The organism is Pseudoclavibacter helvolus, from assembly GCF_049707175.1.
Lineage (GTDB): Bacteria > Actinomycetota > Actinomycetes > Actinomycetales > Microbacteriaceae > Pseudoclavibacter > Pseudoclavibacter helvolus_A.
The window spans coordinates 1-17,198 of the sequence record NZ_JBNAFM010000029.1 but is presented as its reverse complement, the minus strand read 5'-3'; the positions used below and the strand labels follow the sequence as shown (position 1 = coordinate 17,198).

The window sequence follows — 17,198 nt, the reverse complement described above, 5'->3', positions numbered from 1 at the left end:
CTAGGCCCGGCTCCTTGGGCGTAGGCCGGGCCAGGCATGCGGTGCCGGGCGGTGTCCGCAGCACGGTATCCGGCGCGTCAGTTCGAGAAGAGCCCGACGATGCGGTTCTGTTCGACGATGGCGCGCCCGTACCCGTCGAGGAACTCTTCGCGGGACGGGGTGCCTTCGACGTGGTGGTCGAGCGCGTAGACCGTGAAGAAGTAGTGGTGCTCGCCGTGGCCGGCTGGTGGCCGCGGACCCATGTATTCGCGCTTGCCGGCGCTGTTCTCGCCGATCCGCACGTTCTCGGCGTCGAGGTCGACGGGGCCGTCGTGGGCGGGGAGGCCGTACACGATCCAGTGCGTGAAGCCGAGCGGCAGGGGCGCATCCGGGTCGTGCACGATGAGCGCGAGTTCGATGGCGTCCGCGGGCACGCCGGTGATCTCGAGGCGCGGCGCGACGTTGCCGCCTTCCGCCGTGAACTCGTCGGCGAGGCGTGTGCGCGGCTCGAAGTCCGGGCTGCTGATGGTGAGGTCGGCGATGTTGAGGGGCATGAGGGTCCTCTGCATTCGGGGGAGGGAAGGGGGGATGGATGCGGTGCGCCTCGCGAGAGGCGCGTGCGCGGTTCGCGGCCAGTCTGGCAAGGCAGCCTCCGAAGTTCCTCGGCCCTTCGGGTAACGTTGCACCCCGTTTGCCTTCCCCCGAGAGATCCTTCCCCCGAGAGAAACGGACATTCTTCGCGCTATGACCTCACAGGACACACCACCCTCCTCGTCCGGACCGCAGCCCACCTCGTTCGGTCCGCAGCGCCGACCGGTGTCGCGCATCCTGCGGGAGGTCATCGACCCCGGCCCGATGCATCCCGCCCTCGTTCCTGGCATCGGCGTTGAGCAGACCGGGCGGTCGTTCCGCACGAACTGGTCGGTCTTCGGCATCGCCGGGGCCGGCGTCATCGCGGTCATCGCCTGGGCGCTTGTTTCGCCCGACAGCCTCTCGGCCGTGGGCACCGCGTCGCTCGACTGGGTGACGGGCAGCTTCGGCTGGCTGTTCTCGGTGCTGACGATCGCCGTTGCGGTGTTCATGCTGGTCGTCGGCTACGGCCGCACGGGCGGCGTGCGCCTCGGCGCCGACGACGAGGAGCCGGAGTTCACGATGGTGTCGTGGATTGCGATGCTCTTCTCCGCAGGCATCGGCATCGGGCTCCTCTTCTACGGCCCCATGGAGCCGCTCACCTATTTCCTCGCGCCGCCGCACGGCTTCGACGTCGAGTCGGCCACGGTCGACGCGATGCACACGGCGCTTGCGCAGACGGTGCTGCACTGGGGGCCCATGGCGTGGGCCTACTACGCGTTGGTGGGCGGCGCGATCGCCTACGCGTCGTACCGGCGGGGGCGGGCGCCGCTCATCTCAGCGCTCTTCGAGTCGGTCTTCTCGCAGCGCACGCAGGGCTGGTTTGGTCCGATCATCGACGTGTTCGCGATTCTCGTCACGCTCTTCGGCACGGCCGTCTCGCTGGGGATCGGTGCCCTGCAGATCGCGTCGGGCGTGCAGGTCGTGACCGGCCTGGGTGAGCTCGGCAACGGGTTCTTGATCGCGACGATTGCCGTGCTCACCGCCCTCTTCATCCTCTCGGCGGTCTCGGGCGTGAAGCGCGGCATCCGAATGCTCTCCCACGTCAACATGGTGGTTGCGGGACTGCTCGGCGTCTTCATCTTCATCGCAGGTCCCACGCTGCTGCTCCTGAACCTGATCCCCGCATCCGGCGTCGCGTTCTTCGGTGAGCTCGGCACGATGCTCATGCGCAACGCGGAGATGGACGGCGACACTGAGGCGTTCATGCAGGCGTGGACGACCTACTACTGGGCGTGGTGGGTCTCGTGGACGCCGTTTGTTGGCCTCTTCATCGCGAAGATCTCACGCGGCCGGACGTTGCGCCAGTACGTGACCGTCGTCATCGTGGTGCCGTCGATCATCTGCATGCTGTGGTTCGGCGTCGTCGGCGGAACAAGCATGTGGATGGAGTCGCAGGGGGTGCCGATCAGCGAGGCCGGTTCGCCGGAGCTGATGCTGTTCGCGCTGCTGCAGGAGCTTCCGTTCGGGCTCGTCACGAGTCTCGTTGCCCTCGTGTCGATCGTGATCTTCTTCGTCACCTCGGCCGACTCGGCGTCGATGGTGATGGGGTCGATGAGCCAGCAGGGCAAGCCGGTGCCGTCGCGTTGGGTCACGATTTTCTGGGGCCTCATGCTCGGCCTTATCGCGGCCTCGCTGCTGTTGGCCGGCGGGCGGGATGCGCTCTCCGGGTTGCAGGCGATCATGGTCGTGACGGCGCTGCCGTTCGCGTTTGTCGTGATGGGCATCATGTGGGCCTGGGCGAAGGATCTGCGGATGGACCCGTACATGATGCGCCGCCGGTACGCGAAGGAGGCCATCGACGAGGGGGTGCGTGCCGGCATCGCCGAGCACGGCGATGACTTCGTCTTCGGGGCGAGTGTCGTCGAGGCGGAGCACGGCGCTGGTGCGTGGCTCGACTCGGAGGATCCGGCGCTCACCGAGTGGTATACCGAGGCGACGACGGGGATGCTCGATGTCGTGAAGCCCGAGGAGGGCAGTTCGGTGGCGGGATCGTCATCGAACGAGCCGGCGCCCCGCGCCGCTGGCTCTGGCGGTGCTGAGGCCATCGAGTCTGGCGGTGACGGGAAGCAGGGGCGCATCGCGGCGCCGCCGGTGCGGGACGCGATCGAGTAGCCGGGCCGGTCTGTCCAGAGGGGCGGGGGTCGCAGCCCGCCCCTCTTCGCTAGGTGCGCGGCTAGTAGAATGGGCGCTCGTGACCCAGACTCGAATCGCCTCAGTGAACGCCCCGAGCACCGTGCAGCTCCGTGATGAGGAACTCGCCTCGCCGGGCCCAGGCGAGGTGCTCGTGCGCATCCGCTACTGCGGGGTCTGCGCGACCGACACGCACGGGTACAGCGCGCCGCAGTTCATCCCGAAGGCCGTCTTCGGCCACGAGTGGACGGGGCGCGTCGTCGAGGTGGGCGAGGGGGTTGCGACGGTCGCGGCCGGCGACCGAGTCGTCGCGAGCGTGGGGCCCGCGTGCGGGGCGTGCTCGATGTGTCGCGCCGGCCACACGGAGCAGTGTGACACGGCCTTCGCCGAGGCGAACGGAATCGACCCGGAGGCGCCGGAGCACGGCGGGTTCGCCCAGCACCTGCTGGTCTCCGAGCGTCGCGTGCAGCGGGCGCTCGACGAGCTGTCCGACGAGCAGCTGGGCCTCGTGGAGCCGACGGCCGTGACGTTCCACGCCGTGCGACGGGCGAAGCAGGAGCTCGGCGCGGTTGTTGTCGTGCAGGGCGCGGGCCCGATCGGGCTGCTCACCGCGCAGCACGCTCGGCACGCGGGCGCGGGGGTTGTCATCGTGGTCGAGCCGTCGGAGGCGCGCCGCGAGACGGCACGGTCGCTCGGCTTCACCGAGGTCTTCGAACCAGGCAGCGAGTTCCAGGCACGCGTGCTCGCGGTCACGGATGGGCGGGGAGCGGATGTGCTCTATGAGTGCACGGGCGCCGCGGGACTCTTTCAAGCCAGCGCCGAGCTCGTGCGCCGCGGCGGGACGCTCGCGCTGCTCGGCTACCCCATGACCGAGTCGCAGGTCTCGTACGGCGACTGGCAGTCGCGCGAGCTGACGGTCATCGGGTCGCTCGCCTACACGCACAGCGATTTCCTCGGGGCGATGCGGGCGCTCGCGGACGGCGCGGTCGAGGCCGGGCCGCTCATCACGGGCGTCATCACGCTCGATGAGCTGCCGCAGCTCCTCAACGAGCTCGAGGGTGGCAACACGAAGCACGCGAAGGTGCTCGTCGCACCGAACGGCTGAGTCGGCTCGGTTCCGTGGCATGCTCGATCCTGATAATGCCTGCCGTGCGCTGCCGACCATGAAAAACGGAGCGCCCGCCCACTCGAAGGAGCCCCCCATGACTGAACGCACGAACATTTCCTCCGGCTCGCCCTACGAGGCGACGGTCGGCTACTCGCGGGCCGTGAAGGTCGGTAACCAGGTCTTCGTGGCGGGAACGACGGCGCCCGGTGTCGACGCGGAGGAGCAGGCGCGGGAGATCTTCGAGCGCATCGGTGCCGCGCTCGAGCAGGCAGGGGCTAGCCTCGCTGACGTCGTGCGCACCCGCGTGTTCCTCGTCGACATCGAGCGAGACTTCGAGGCCGTCGGCGCCGTGCACGGCGAGGTCTTCGGTGACATCCGTCCCGCGTGCGCGTTCATCGGCACCGCGGGGCTCGTCGCGAAGGACCTGCTGCTCGAGGTCGAGGTCGACGCGGTCATCGGCGCGTAGCGGGCGTCGGCCCAGTCGCTACCTCTTCGCGGTCGTCGCGGAGGCGAGTTTTTGTAGCCACTCTGCGAGGAGCCTGGTTTCGTTGGCGCTCAGGGTTCCGGGGGTCGCCGCGGCCATCTCGAGTGCCTGGTGCGTGATCGTCTGCTCGGGACCGGGTGACGGTGACGCTGAGGTGCCCGTGATCGCTGCGATGGCACCCTCGCGGACGTTGTTGCTGAGTGCCTGGTCGGGTTGGGCGAGCACGATCTGCCGCAGGGTGACGCCGATGTTGGTGACCAGGATGTGCGCGGCAGCTTGCTCGGGCTCGACGACCAGTCGCCCCTGTTCCGCCGCGCGTTGCGCGAGCGACAGCAGCTTCAGGCTCGGGCCCGACTGTGCTGCGGGGGAATGCCCGGGCCTGACCTTCCCGTACATCAAGGTGTAGAAGCCCGGGTTGTCGAGGCCGAACTCGACGTGCGTATCCCAACCAGTCCGGATCTCCTGGATGGGGTCGTCGTTCTCGGGTTGCGCGTTCTTCTGGCGCATGTAGAGGTCAAAGCCGCGGTCGATGACGGCTTCGATGAGTCCGTTCTTGCTGCCGAAGAAGTGGTAGAGGGTGGGCATCTTGACACCAACCGCATCGCAGACTGCGCGCAACGAGAAGTCTTCGCCCGGCGCTGCGGCGATGAGGTCCGCTGCGGCGTCAAGGAGTCGCTCTCGGGTATCGAGGCGCGGGAGCTCTGACATATTGCTATAGTAATCGCTGTATCTCTGATACACGAAAATATATAGTCGATACATCATGGGGGGATCCATGTCCAACATCACACTCGAAGGCAAGAACGTTCTCGTCGCCGGGGGCGCCAAGAACCTTGGCGGTCTCATTAGCCGAGAGGCCGCCGAAGCCGGTGCAAACGTCGCTATCCACTACAACTCGGAAGCCACCAGGGGAGCCGCGGAGGAGACCCTCGCGGCAGTTGAGGCGCTCGGGCGTCGAGGCGTCATCCTCACCGGAGACCTCACGAACCCCGCCACAGTTGAGAAGCTCTTCGTCGATGCCGCTGCGGCGCTCGGCACGATCGATGTGGCCGTCAACACGGTCGGCAAGGTGTTGCGGAAGCCCATCGTGGAGACTTCCGAGGACGACTACGACTCGATGTTCGACGTCAACTCGAAGGTCGCCTACTTCTTCATCAAGGAGGCCGGCAAGCAGATTGCGGACGGGGGGAAAATCATCACCGTCGTCACGTCGCTGCTCGCTGCGTTTACCGATGGCTACTCGACGTATGCCGGAGGAAAGAGCCCGGTCGAGCACTTCACGCGCGCAGCGGCGAAGGAGTTCGCGAGCCGTGGTATCTCGGTGACGGCGGTCGCACCCGGGCCCATGGATACGCCGTTCTTCTATGGTCAGGAGACGCCGGAGCGCGTTGCTTACCACCAGTCGCAAGCCCTCGGCAATCAGCTCACTCGCATCGAGGACATTTCTCCGATCGTGACGTTCCTGGCCACGCAAGGCTGGTGGATCACTGGGCAGACCCTCTTCGCGAACGGTGGGTACACCACTCGTTGAGAGTCGTTGAGACTGCACGAGATCAGCGTTCTCAGAGGAGAGGTCATGACCGCACTACACATTCCTGAACCCGTTGTGTCGTTCATCGCCGCCATCAATGGCCAGGACGAGATCGCGTTCCGTCGTGCTTGGAGCCGGCACGCCTTTGTCGACGACTGGGGGACGAGGTACGAGGGCATCGACGCGATCGTGGCTTGGAGCGACCGAGAGCTGCTCGGGGCGAGCGGCACGTTCACACCCGAGCGTGCTCACCACGATGCAGAGACGATCACGGTTGTCGGCGACTGGCGCAGCTCCTTCGCGAATGGGTTCTCGCTCTTTCGGTTTGTGGTCGACGGCGACAAGATCGCGTCGATGACGATCCGCGAGGGCTGAGGCCGATCCTCGGACGAGGCGTGCGCACGATGCGTCCAGCAGTGTGCGCGCGCCGGGGCTACGGCCGGATCGTGCTCTCGATGAGGGTGGCGGCTCCGAGTAGCTCCGGGATGCGCGCGGCGAGTCCTCGGCGTGGCAGCCGGTTGAGTGCGGCGGCCGCGCCGGGGAGCGCGTGCTCGCGTCCCCGGACGAGTGCGCGGATGGCGTTCAGGAGCGCCAGCGGATGCGATTCGAGGGCGGAGTGTCCGTTCTCGAGGTGCACGAGCACGGCGTCCTGGGCGGTCGCGGCGACGCCCCGCGCGATGGGTGGCGGGGTGCGCAGGTCTCGGGTGCCGACGAGGAGCACGATCGGCCACGAGAATTTGGGGGTTTCGGCGCCCAGGTCGAACGGCTCGCCCGCGAAGGTGGGGAAGAGGTCGGCGATCTCCGAGTAGGTGAGGGCGGGGTCGAGGGGGAGGCCGTCCGGGGTCCCGCCGTAGCCGAGCTCACGGAACCCGATGACGCCGGTGAGGTCGAACTCGTAGATGCCGGGGAAGCGGGCGATGGACCGGTCGCGGGTGGCGTAGAGCTGGAGGGCGCTCCAGGCGGCCGTGTGCGCGTGGTTCGCGCGCTGGCGGAGCACGGGGAGCAGCAGCTCGTCGCCGCCGAGCTCGTAGGCGGCGCGCGCCACGTCGAGCAGGATGCGCGAGTCGACGCCCTGGTCGATGAGCACGTGGATTGCTTCGGCGGTCGCGGTGTCCGCGTCCCAGAAGAGCTCGCGCACTGTGCGACGTTCGAGGTTCAGGGAATCGGCCGACTGCAGGGCCGAGTCGAGGAGCATGCCGGCCACCCGCTCGGGGAAGCGGGCGCCGAACGCGGATGCCAGGTAGGTGCCGTAGGAGGCGCCCACAATGTGCGCCGTTGCGATGCCCTCGTGGTCGAGCACGGCCGCGATGTCGTCGAGGACGTCGCTGATGGTCATCGCCGACGCGGGCAGGTCGCGGCCCCGTGTGTCGGCGCGTGAGAAGCCGATGCCGCGGTGCTCGACCATGATCACGTCGAGGCCGCCCTGCGCGGCACGCCTGCGAAAGCCGAGGTACGGCAGGAGCGAAGCCAGGCCTGGGCCGCCGGGGATGACGACGACGGGAGTGGATGCTCGCGGCCCGGATCGCGTGTACGTCAGGTCGAACGCGGGCGTGGTGTCGGTGGCTGGGCGGCGCAGGTGACGCGCGTGCCGGTCGGCGAGCTGCGGGGGGATCTGCGGGGCCACGGGCTCAAGCTAGCAGGGTGTCGGCTGGGTGGTGCCGGATGCTCCACGCGTTCGCTTCGCGTCGAGCGGTTCGCTCTGCTGCGGCGTGCGACCATCCACCCGACGAGCACGGTCGAGGCGACGGCGGCCAGCCACGCGACGAGGTGGGTGGGGTTGCCGGCGAAGCCGAGGTGGGACGTCTCGCAGCGCGTCAGCGCGGGGTCGACCGCATCGTAGCAGGTCGTGGAGGTGAGCACGGGGGCCAAGGCGAGCGAGACCAGGATCACGACGATGGTTGTCCACAGCCAGATGCGGGCGGTCGACTTCGGTTCGTTGAAGGCTGGCATGATTCCTCTCGGCGGCGGCGGCGGCGGCGGCGGGTGCGGTGGGTGGTCGACGTGGTCGCCTCGATCAGCCGCCCTTGAAGCCGCCGTTGCTCGAGAGCACCTGTCCGTTGACCCAGGCACCGGCGGGAGAGAGCAGGAACCGCACAAGGTTCGCCGTGTCGTCGGCGGTTCCGAGGCGACCGGCAGGCGTCGCGTCGGTGCACCAGGCCCTGGTGGCGTCGTCCATCCACCCGGTGTCGATCGGCCCGGGGTTGATGACGTTGGCGCGCACGCCCCGGTCGGCGAGCTCGAAGGCGGCGGCGGTCACGATGCGGTCGAGGGCGCCTTTGCTGGCGCCGTAGGGCAGATTGTCGACGGTGTGGTCGCTGGTGAGGGCCACGATGCTGGCGCGAGCCTCGCCGGCGTCGGACACGACGGGCAGCTGTTCCGCGAACGCTTTGATGAGCAGCCAGGTCGCCCGGGAGTTGACGGCGAAGTGGCGGTCCCAGCTTTCGAGGGTGGTCGTCAGAATCGAGCTGTCGACCGATTCGGCGTGCGACAAGACGAGCCCGGTGACCGGGCCGAGCGCGCTGGCCTCGCCGACGATCGCGGCGGGTGCCGCGGGGTCGCCCAGGTCTCCTTCCATGAGGGCGACGGATGCGCCGAGGTCGCGGCAGAGGTCGGCGACGTCCCGAGGGTCGTCGGGGGAGCGGTCGAGGCCCACCCGGTTGTCGTACGGCTGCCAGAAGTTGAGTGCGAGGTCCCATCCGTCGCGGGCGAGGCCGACGGCCAGGGCGGCGCCGATGGAGCGCCTCCGCCCGACGCCGGTGATGAGCGCGACCCTGCGTTCCCGTGCCTCAGTCGCCTGCGTCATGGCACCACCGTACGCGTGCGAGGCGGGCGGGGGGGTCCCCGGCGCGTCCGCGAGTCCGGCAGCACCCGCCCTCGGCTACGGGCGGGGCGCATCCACGTCGACGAAGGCGATGTCCGCGGCGACGTTGCGGTCGTCGGTGCGCAGTTCGCCGGGGGCGGGCTCGATCCAGACCGCCGACTCGGGGAGCACAAGCGCCGACGTGCCCGGTGAGGAGGGGTGGGGGAGGTCGACGAAGCCGCCCCCGGCCCGGGCGGCCGCGAGCAGCTGGGTTCGGAGCTCCGCGATGGCCTCAGCGGGGACGGTGAAGTCGCGACCGTTGATGTGCACTCGGTACGACAACGGGGACCTCCGGGAGGATGGTGGTGTGGTCTGGGGTGTTCTCGGATGAGACGGGCCCACCCAACCCCGAGGTGGACGCGACGGCAACCGCATTGACAAGCCGGTCGCAGGTCGGCTACCGGATGCTGTGAGCTTGGGTCGCGGCATGGCAATGCGGCCTGGCGCGTGCGAGACTCCGAGGACACCGGTTTCCCCCTGCCCCTCGTTCCTGCGTTCGGGCGCACACCGAGTGGTCGAGTCGGATCCTCTCGCCTTGGTTTCTCACAACCCAGAGGTGACCCCATGGGATTCATGTACTACGGCAGTCAAGGGCACGAGCTCGAGATCGACGACCGTCCGCTCGTGCACCTGAAGATCGCGCTGCTGAGCCTGCTGCGGGCCGGCCACAGCGTCGCGTTCTCGATGTCGCGGCCGGCCAGCCAGGGCAGCGGGCGGGAGACGCTGTGGATCAGCCCCGCAACGGACCTTCGGTTCCGCTTCATCGGCGGGCGGCTGCCGGCCATCAACGACGAGTGGGTGCGCGAGATCATCGGCTCGGCGAACTCCCCGTCTGGCGTGCGGATCTGCCAGGAGCCGGTGCGCACTGGCGTGCTGGCGCGCTGAGGCACTGGCGCGCTCTCGCACCGCTGACTCGGGACGGAGTCTCCCGGTCTGCTTGAGGTGGCACGGCTGGTGCGCTCGCCGGGGAATTCCCGGCCCGCGGAACCATCTAGGCTCTCTGTGTGACCGCGAGCATGGACGAAGCAGGCCAGCAGTCGGAGCTGATGCTCCGCGTGCGTGAGGCGTACCTGCGAACGAGGGAGTTGCGTGCGCGGCTCGCTGCCCTCCGCAGCGAGGACCTGCAGCTTCCGGACTCCCAGTCGCTGTCGCTGCGGGAACGCGCCGACCGGCAGGCCGCCGACCGAGAGCGGCTCGAGGCTGAGCGGGCGACGAAACTCGAGCTGGACGCCGCGGAGCGTGCCCTCGCGGACGCCGAGGAAGCCGTGCAGGAGTCGCTGAGCGGCAACGGCGACGAGTGGATGCGCGAGCCAGGTACGCGCTGAGCGGTCTCGGGTGCTCGAGGCCAGTGGTGGGCGTCGCGCATGGTGTGCCGGTCGCCAGAATTTACCCCGCAACAATCGTCCTGCGCTGACCGGCGGAAGCGGACCCTTCGGGGTATCGCTGCGCTAGCGTCTGCAAGAGGTGAACGCTCCGTCAGTCCGGGGCCGCGGAGCTGGCTGCGGTGACTGGGGTGCGGACGCGTCGGGGGAGGGGTGTCAGGTGAGCGCTGCTGCATCGCGTGCTGCAGGTGTCGGAGGCGATCCGTCGGGAGAGGGATCGCTTGCGAGCGGCGACCGAGAGCGAGCTGTCCTTGCGCACTGGGGTTCGGTGGTCGAGGGCATTCCTGGGGCCCCGTCGAGACGGTTGGCATTCGCGAGGCTCGCGCCCGTGCACCGCGAGAGCGTGCTCGCGCGCTACGTGAACGGAGCGCCGGTGGTGGCACGCGAGCATCCGCATCCACGCCTCTTTCCTCTCCCGTTCAACCTGAGCCAGCGGCAGGCGGTGGAGCACGCCCTCTCGTTTCAGGTGTCGGTCGTCGAGGGCGGGCCCGGGATGGGAAAGACGCAGGTCGTCGCGAATGTCGTCGCGAACCTGCTCGCACAGCCCGGCGCCAGTGTGGCCGTCGTCGCGGCCGACGACGCCGGTGTCGAGGAGGTGCGCGAACGGCTGCGGGAGGCTGGCATGGGCGTCGCGCTCGCGGGCCTCGGAGCGGCCGAGCGGCGGGATGCGTTCTTCGCGAGCCAGGCATCTGGCAACGAGGCGCTCGCGGAGTTCCTGGCTGCGGCGAGCCGGGGCGCGGCGCCCGGCGGAGTCGGGTCGGCATCAAGCAGCGGGGCCGGCGCCGCGGCGGACGCTGCCGGAAGGCTCGCCTGGGTCGACGAGCACCTCCTCGAGGCGCAGCGGGCGGAGCGGCGGCGTGCGGAGCTGCACGCGGAGGTCGCGGCCTGTCGGCTCGAGCTGGACCGCTTCCGCGAGTCCGCCGCAGCGGGACGCGAGCCGGATCTGACCGTGCTGCCTCGGCTCGCGGCGGCGCATCCCGAGCTCGCGGAGCTTGTGCCGCGCGAGGGGGATTCAGAGCAGGCGGCGCGGTTCTCGGGCATACCGTTCTTCCAGCGGGACGCGTCGGCGTCCGATCGCGGGGACGCGTCGGCCTCCGATCGTGGGGGCGCTCGGCCGCTGGTCGAGGCGCAGGCGGAGTTCTACCGGTGCAGGCTCGTGGAGCTCGAGGGGCAGCTCTCGGTGGCCGCGCAGGCGGTCGAGCGCATGGGGGCTCCGGAGCTCGTCGACGAGCACCTCGCGCTGTCGGCGGGGGTGCTCGAGGCGGCGCTGCGGCACCGCTACGAGGGTAGGGTGCGCAGGGACTACGCGGCGGCGAGCTACTGGAAGGAACTCGAGGCGTTCCTGCGGGACTACCCGGTGGTGCTGAGCTCGAGTGCGGAGCTCGCGGGGAGCCTGACGCGTGGCGTCATGGTCGATTCGCTGGTTGTCGATGGCGGGTCGGGGCTCGACCTGCTGACGGCGGCCGGACTCCTGGCGTGCACCCGGCACCTCGTCGTGGTCGGGGGTGGGGAGCCGTTCGCGCTGGCCCGCGAGGAAGCGGGCGCCTACGAGGCGGCACCACGCGCGGACGTCGGCCCCTACGACGTCGGCCAGTACAGCCTGCAGTCGTCGCTGGTCGCGCTCTACGGGGCGTCGCTGCGGAGGGTTGAGCTGCGGGCCGACTAGGCGAGGCCGGCCGCACACCCGCTGAGCGAGGGCATGCGGCCGGCGGCTCGTGCTCGGCCCGCTATTCGACCCCGCACCACTCGGCGATGAAGAGCGCGATGGATTTCGTGATGCGGCGTACCGACTCGAGGTTCACCCGCTCGTCGTAGCCGTGGATCGCTTCGGAGACGGGGCCGTACACGAGCGCCGGGGTGTTGGCGTACTGCACAAAGACGCGACCGTCGAGGTACCCGGGAGTGACGAACGACTCGAGCTTCGCGCCGCCGAAGGCGGCGCTGTGGCTGCGTTCGAGGGCCTGCTCGGCGGCGCCACCCTCTTCGAGGACGTAGCCCTCGGCGAAGAAGCCGGTCTTGGTCGCCGTCGTGACGATGGCGTTGCCGTTGCCGTCCACCGTGACGGCCGCCAGCGCATCCGTGATCTCCGACCAGGCCGCATCCGCCGTGATGCCCGGGTACAGGGCGACGCGCACGTCGACCTCGCACCAGGCGGGCACGCTCGACCCCCAGTCGCCACCCTGGATCTTGCCGACGTTGAAGTTGATGGGGTGGTCGAGCTCCTCGAAGTAGCGGTGCTGGCCCTGCTGCGCGTTCCAGGCAGCTTCGAGCTTCCGCAGCTCGCCGATGACGAAGTAGGCGGCGTCGATGGCGTTGAATCCGGTCTGCATCTCGCGGGGATGCGTGGGTTTGCCGTCGACGCGGAGGCGGAACCAGATGACGCCGGTGTTGGCGCGCACCAGCATGTCCTCTTCGGGCTCCGGGATGAGCACCGCGTCGGCCGTGTAGCCGCGGAGGTGCGCGGAGAGGGAGCCATTGCCGGTGCATTCCTCTTCGACGACGGACTCGAAGTGGATGCGCCCGGACGGAGTGAGCCCCGCGGCGCGCACGGCGTCGAAGGCGTACAGGTTGGCGACGAGGCCGGCTTTCATGTCGCCGCTGCCGCGCCCGTAGAGCCAGCCGTCGCGCACCGTCGCGTCCCAGGGGGATCTTGCCCAGTGGCTTTCCGGCCCTTCGGGGACGACGTCGATGTGCCCGTTGAGGATGAGCGAGTTGCCTCGTTCCTCGTTCGGGGCGAAGGTGCCGACGACGTTCTCGAGGCCGTCGTAGGAGATCTCGACGGCGCCCCCGCCCGGGTGGGCGGTGAGCTCTTCGGGGTCGAGCTGCCAGCGGTCCATGGTGAGGCCGCGGCCGGCCATGGCCCCGTAGAGCAGGTCCTGGGCTGAGGACTCCTTGGCGCGCAGCGAGGGGTGGCGGACGAGTTCCTGCGTGAAGGCGACCTGCTGCTCGAAGGCGGCGTCGACGGCGTCGAGGATGCGCTGGCGCTGTTCCTCGGTCAGGTTGCTGGCGGTCGTGGGCGTGGCGCTGGAGGTCTCTGGGGAACCGGTGGCGGAGTTCGGGAGTGAGGTGGTCATGGTCGGGTCCTGCTTTCGCGTGGAGGTTGCGCGGGCTGCTGTGCCCGGGATGAGGGGCGGATGCGGGTGGGCGTTCAGGACGCGTTCTCGTCGATCTCGACGACGTCGTCGCGCAGGCGCATCCGCTCGCCGAATGCGCCGCCGATGACGGTGACGAGGCAAATGCCGATGAGGACGAGCACGGCGGGCCAGGAGGATCCGTCGCCGACGGTGATGAGGGCGGTGGCGACGAGGGGGAGGAAGCCGCTGATGGCGCCGGCGAGGTTGTAGCCGAGGGAGACGCCGCTGTAGCGGAGGCGGGGTGGGAAGAGCTCGGCGAGGAGGGCGCCGGTGACGGCGTAGCTGAGCGTGATGAGGGCGATGCCGATGCTGACGGCGGCGATGATGGCCACCGGGCTCTCGGTGTCGATGAGCCAGAAGAGCGGGAAGGCTGCGACGGCGGTCGCGGCTCCGCCGACGACGGTCATGCGCCCTGGGCCGAAGCGCTCGGCGAGGCGGCCAGCGAAGATCGTGACGCCGATCTGGAGGACGGCGGCGATGAGGGTCGCATTGACCATGACCTGCCGGTCGACTTCGAGCACGTTGGTGCCGTAGGAGACGACGAAGGTGGTCATCATGTAGAAGCCTCCGACGCCGAGCATGGCGGCGGCGACGGCGACGAGGAGGCGCAGCCCCGACTTGCGGAAGAGCTCGACGACGGGAACCTTGACCTGCTCGCCGGCGGCGGCGAGCTCCTGGAAGACGGGGGACTCTTCGACCTTGAGGCGGATGTAGAGGGCGATGCCGAGGAGCGGGAAGGCGAGGAGGAAGGGGAGGCGCCAGCCCCAGGCGTCGAAGACCTCGGGCGGCATCATGAGCACGAGGGCGAAGGCGCCGGAGGAGACGAGGGTGCCGACGGGGGAACCGATCTGCACGAGGGCGGCGAAGCGGCCGCGCATCTTCTCGGGGGAGTGCTCGATGGCGATGGTGGTCGCGCCGCCCCATTCGCCACCGACGGCGAAGCCCTGCACGAGGCGGAGGACCGCGAGCATGATGGGGGCGGCGATGCCGACCGCGAGGTAGTCGGGGAGGACGCCGATGAGTCCGGTCGCGCATCCGATCATCACGATCGTGGTGAGGAGGGCGGGGCGGCGGCCGTAGCGGTCGCCGATCCAGCCGAAGACGACGGCGCCGATGGGGCGGGCTGCGAAGCCGACGCCGAAGGTGGCGAAGGCGGCGAGGGTTGCCCCGGCCGGGTTGAGGTCGGTGAAGAAGAGGCGGTTGAAGACGAGGGCCGCGGCGGTGCCGAAGAGGAAGTAGTCGTACCACTCGAGGGCGGTGCCGACGAAGGCAGCGAAGGCGATGCGCCTGGCGTCTTTGAGGCTGACCTTCGGGGCGACGACGGGGCCGCCGGGCGTTGGGAGGGGCGGGGGCGATTGGGTGTTGCTGGACATGGTGGCTCCGATGTTGGGGGAATGGCCTGCATGTGAACGTGCACGTCAGCGGTGACGTTGGTGTGTCTATGGAACCCCGACTTGACAGCGTTCGGCAATCGCCAGGCCCACTCGATTGGGCGCCTAGAATGGGCAAATGCACAATATGGATCGGTTTTTCGATGGTGAATGACGCGTCTGTTTCGGCGGCGTTGCAGCGCGGTATCAGTTCGTGCCTCGAGGATCTCGACGAGATCACTGCGTCGTACGTGCGGCAGGTTCGTACGCTCACCGGCTATGTGGAGTCGGTGGTCGCGGAGCGTGACGTGCACGGCACGGCGTTCACGACCCTCGGGCTCATGTTCCGTCAGCTTGCCGGGGAGCGGCTCGAGGATGAGCTGCGGGCGCATTCGCGCGACATCGGCCGGAAGCGGGTTCGCCAGGGGGTGCCGCTGGAGTCGCTGCTGCGGGCGGTGCGCATGGATTTCCGGTTCATCTGGCAGGCGCTCAACGATCGCCTGCCTGGTGAGGCCGATCGGCTTTCGGACGACGTGGTCGCGATCTGGGAGGTCGTCGAGGCGCACACGACGAGCGTGCAGTCGGGGTACATGCTGGAGCTCGGCCAGGTGAAGGCGGAGCTTGAGCAGGAGCAGGCGTTCCTGTTGCGGCGTCTGCTGCGGGGCGGTGTCGATGACTCGCAGTTGCACGTGCAGGCGGCGGAGGCGCTGGAGATTCCCCTGGTCGGCCCGTACTGGGTCGTCGTGGCGCATCAGGATGCGGCAGCCGGGTTCGCGGCGGATGTGCGGGCCGTGTTCCCTGATGCGGTGTGCCTTCGGCTGGACGGTGTGGAGTTCGCGGTGATCGCTGGTGCGGGTGCGGGTGCGGGTGCTGGTGCTGGTGCTGCTGGTGCTGCTGGTGCTGCTGGTGCTAGTGGTGGCGGCAGGTCGGGTGCGGGGCCGGGTTCGGGGGCCGCTGTGTTCGCGGCATTGGCGGGGCTGCAGGTTGGGGTGTCGCAGTCGGCGGCGACGTTGTCGTCGTTGAGTGTGATGTGGCGGTTGGCGAGCGAGTTGGCGGAGTTCGCGGTGCCGGGGGAGGCGGCGAGCTTGGCGCAGCATTGGCCTCGCTTGGCGGTTGGGCGCCTTGGGCCTGTGGCGGTGAGTTTGGCTGATGACGCGCTGCGGGACTTTTCGCAGCTGCACGCGTCGGAGCGGTCGCTGCTCGTTGAGGCGGTTGAGGTGTACTTGGGTTCAGGGTCGGCTTCGCGGGCGGCGAAGGCGCTCTTCTGCCACCGGAACACGATCATGAATCGGCTTGCGAAGTTCGCGTCGGTGACCGGGCTCGACCCCACGGTGCCGGACGATGCGGCGACGATCCGGCTGGTGCTGGCGGCGGCGAGGAGCGCGCCGGAGCAGCTCTTCTGATTGGCCTCGCCTGCCCTGCGCTGTGCTGCCCGGACCTGCCAGGTCCTGCCCTGCGTCGCGCTGCGTCGCTCCGCGTGGCGTTACTCCGAGCCGCTGTGCCCCGCGCTTCCTTGGTCCGCCCTCTGTCTCCCTGCGGGGTGGGTGCTGATGATGGGAGGGGCGTCGGGCGCGGTTGAGTGCGGGTGCTTCCGGTTCCTGTCGTTGCATGTTCTGGTGCATGTTCGGGTTCATGTTCTGGGGTTCCAGTCGGGTCGTGGTGCGTCGGTGCGCGCGGGGAGGCGTCGTCGTGGCCGTCGGCGTCTGACGTAGTGGCCGACAACGGCGATGACTCGCCATCGGCCGTCCGGTCCGTGGGTCACGTTTAAGTGTCCGCGGTGGACTTCGTGGTGGTGGAACGAGCACAGCAGGATGCCGTGGTGCACGTCGGTGGGTCCGCCCTCGCTCCAGGGCTGGGCGTGGTGGGTTTCGCACCACCGGGCGGGGGCCCTGCATCCCGGGGCTCGGCAGTGCTTGTCTCGTATGAAGATCGCTCGGCGTTGGGCGGTGGTGAAGAGGCGCCGTCGCCGGCCGAGGTCGAGGATCTCCCCGTTCGGGGCTTGGCGGGCGACGCGCACGAACCCGTCGCACAGGAGCTTCGCCGCGAACGACGCGGGCACGGGCTCCCCGGTGTGCTCGAGATGCGGCACGTCTTCCGGGCGGGTCGCGGTGCCGGCGATTCCGGCGTCGGTGGTCACGATCACGAGCGTGGGTGCTTCCCCACCGATCCGGGGCGCGTTCGGCGACTCGGCGTAACTGGCGAGCACGGACGCGAGCGCGTCGATGCGCCGCTGCGGGGTCGTACGAGTGTCCTCGAGCGGAGGATCGTTCTCGGCGCTGCCATCGCGGATGTTCGTGTCGCCGTCGACACTGACGCCGCCGCTGCCAGTGTCGTCATGCCCGTGCACGTCGCCGTCGGTTCCGGCGCCGCTAGACGCTCCCTCCGCGCCCAGTGCCGGTGCGACAGGCTCCCCACACCCCGTCGCTGCGGAGGCGGCGGGGAACTCGACCGCCCGTCGGGGTGAGAGATGCGCATCCAGCACCGAGATCAGCTGGTCGCCCTGCTCGGGCGTCGCGACGAACTTCCCCGTGATCGCGCCGTCCGAGCGCCGCGACCACCACAACCCACGCTCCGCCGCGATCTTGTC

At 69.3% G+C, this 17,198-nt stretch carries 18 protein-coding genes; 9 read left to right on the top strand and 9 right to left on the bottom strand.

Translation table 11 applies throughout. The features are described 5' to 3' along the window. Positions 1–77: 77 nt before the first annotated feature. Complete coding sequence (locus tag ACPYN9_RS16630) at positions 78–548, bottom strand: YbhB/YbcL family Raf kinase inhibitor-like protein (protein ID WP_424467907.1); 471 nt, start codon at positions 546–548, stop codon at positions 78–80. Between the two features lie 175 nt (positions 549–723). Between ACPYN9_RS16630 and ACPYN9_RS16625 the strand changes: the two genes are divergently transcribed. The 3 genes from ACPYN9_RS16625 to ACPYN9_RS16615 all read left to right on the top strand — a co-directional run bounded on the left by ACPYN9_RS16625 (position 724) and on the right by ACPYN9_RS16615 (position 4,316). Further along, positions 724–2,724 (top strand): BCCT family transporter, encoded by a 2,001-nt coding sequence (locus ACPYN9_RS16625; protein WP_424467905.1) that lies wholly within the window; start codon positions 724–726, stop codon positions 2,722–2,724. 79 nt (positions 2,725–2,803) lie between these two features. Next, entirely contained in the window at positions 2,804–3,847 is a 1,044-nt protein-coding gene (locus ACPYN9_RS16620; RefSeq protein ID WP_424467903.1) for a zinc-dependent alcohol dehydrogenase, read from the top strand. Positions 3,848–3,944: 97 nt separating this feature from the next. Further along, on the top strand, positions 3,945–4,316 hold the full coding sequence (locus ACPYN9_RS16615; protein ID WP_424467901.1) for a RidA family protein: 372 nt from the start codon (positions 3,945–3,947) through the stop codon (positions 4,314–4,316). Between the two features lie 18 nt (positions 4,317–4,334). Here the strand turns inward: ACPYN9_RS16615 and ACPYN9_RS16610 are convergent, their stop codons facing one another. Beyond that, positions 4,335–5,042: a TetR/AcrR family transcriptional regulator gene (locus ACPYN9_RS16610; protein ID WP_424467899.1), complete on the bottom strand. Its 708-nt coding sequence runs from the start codon at positions 5,040–5,042 to the stop codon at positions 4,335–4,337. Between the two features lie 67 nt (positions 5,043–5,109). On the opposite strand from ACPYN9_RS16610, the gene ACPYN9_RS16605 reads away from it, so the two are divergent. Next, on the top strand, positions 5,110–5,865 hold the full coding sequence (locus ACPYN9_RS16605; RefSeq protein ID WP_424467897.1) for an SDR family oxidoreductase: 756 nt from the start codon (positions 5,110–5,112) through the stop codon (positions 5,863–5,865). Positions 5,866–5,910: 45 nt separating this feature from the next. Continuing rightward, positions 5,911–6,240 carry a nuclear transport factor 2 family protein gene (locus ACPYN9_RS16600; protein WP_424467895.1) on the top strand — a complete coding sequence of 110 codons (330 nt, stop codon included), beginning with the start codon at positions 5,911–5,913 and terminating at the stop codon, positions 6,238–6,240. 58 nt (positions 6,241–6,298) lie between these two features. On the opposite strand, the gene ACPYN9_RS16595 is transcribed toward ACPYN9_RS16600, so the two are convergent. From ACPYN9_RS16595 to ACPYN9_RS16580, 4 genes are all read right to left on the bottom strand, one after another. Further along, positions 6,299–7,489, bottom strand: coding sequence for an alpha/beta hydrolase (locus tag ACPYN9_RS16595; RefSeq protein ID WP_424467893.1), 1,191 nt, complete (start codon positions 7,487–7,489; stop codon positions 6,299–6,301). Next, entirely contained in the window at positions 7,399–7,815 is a 417-nt protein-coding gene (locus ACPYN9_RS16590) for a hypothetical protein (RefSeq protein WP_424467891.1), read from the bottom strand. The genes ACPYN9_RS16595 and ACPYN9_RS16590 overlap by 91 nt, the downstream gene beginning before the upstream one ends. Before the next feature lie 64 nt (positions 7,816–7,879). Next, the gene (locus tag ACPYN9_RS16585) at positions 7,880–8,668 is read right to left on the bottom strand and encodes an SDR family oxidoreductase (protein ID WP_424467889.1); all 789 of its coding nucleotides are present in this window, start codon (positions 8,666–8,668) and stop codon (positions 7,880–7,882) included. A gap of 75 nt (positions 8,669–8,743) precedes the next feature. Further along, a complete protein-coding gene (locus tag ACPYN9_RS16580; RefSeq protein ID WP_424467887.1) occupies positions 8,744–9,007 on the bottom strand; it encodes a hypothetical protein in 264 nt (87 codons plus the stop codon). Between the two features lie 282 nt (positions 9,008–9,289). Here ACPYN9_RS16580 and ACPYN9_RS16575 point away from each other — a divergent pair, with 282 nt between their 5' ends. The 3 genes from ACPYN9_RS16575 (at position 9,290) to ACPYN9_RS16565 (ending at position 11,773) form a co-directional block, all read left to right on the top strand. Further along, a complete protein-coding gene (locus ACPYN9_RS16575) occupies positions 9,290–9,610 on the top strand; it encodes an ATP-dependent DNA ligase (protein WP_424467885.1) in 321 nt (106 codons plus the stop codon). A 119-nt stretch (positions 9,611–9,729) separates the two neighbouring features. Beyond that, on the top strand, positions 9,730–10,050 hold the full coding sequence (locus ACPYN9_RS16570) for a hypothetical protein (protein WP_424467883.1): 321 nt from the start codon (positions 9,730–9,732) through the stop codon (positions 10,048–10,050). Between the two features lie 385 nt (positions 10,051–10,435). Next, complete coding sequence (locus tag ACPYN9_RS16565) at positions 10,436–11,773, top strand: AAA family ATPase (protein WP_424467881.1); 1,338 nt, start codon at positions 10,436–10,438, stop codon at positions 11,771–11,773. 61 nt (positions 11,774–11,834) lie between these two features. On the opposite strand, the gene ACPYN9_RS16560 is transcribed toward ACPYN9_RS16565, so the two are convergent. After that, positions 11,835–13,181 (bottom strand): ArgE/DapE family deacylase, encoded by a 1,347-nt coding sequence (locus ACPYN9_RS16560; protein WP_424467879.1) that lies wholly within the window; start codon positions 13,179–13,181, stop codon positions 11,835–11,837. A gap of 74 nt (positions 13,182–13,255) precedes the next feature. Next, entirely contained in the window at positions 13,256–14,614 is a 1,359-nt protein-coding gene (locus ACPYN9_RS16555; RefSeq protein ID WP_424467877.1) for an MFS transporter, read from the bottom strand. A 161-nt stretch (positions 14,615–14,775) separates the two neighbouring features. Here ACPYN9_RS16555 and ACPYN9_RS16550 point away from each other — a divergent pair, with 161 nt between their 5' ends. After that, positions 14,776–16,014 carry a PucR family transcriptional regulator gene (locus ACPYN9_RS16550; protein WP_424467875.1) on the top strand — a complete coding sequence of 413 codons (1,239 nt, stop codon included), beginning with the start codon at positions 14,776–14,778 and terminating at the stop codon, positions 16,012–16,014. A gap of 227 nt (positions 16,015–16,241) precedes the next feature. Here the strand turns inward: ACPYN9_RS16550 and ACPYN9_RS16545 are convergent. Beyond that, positions 16,242–17,198 (bottom strand): DUF222 domain-containing protein (locus ACPYN9_RS16545; protein WP_424467873.1); only part of this gene is annotated, 957 nt, incomplete at its 5' end.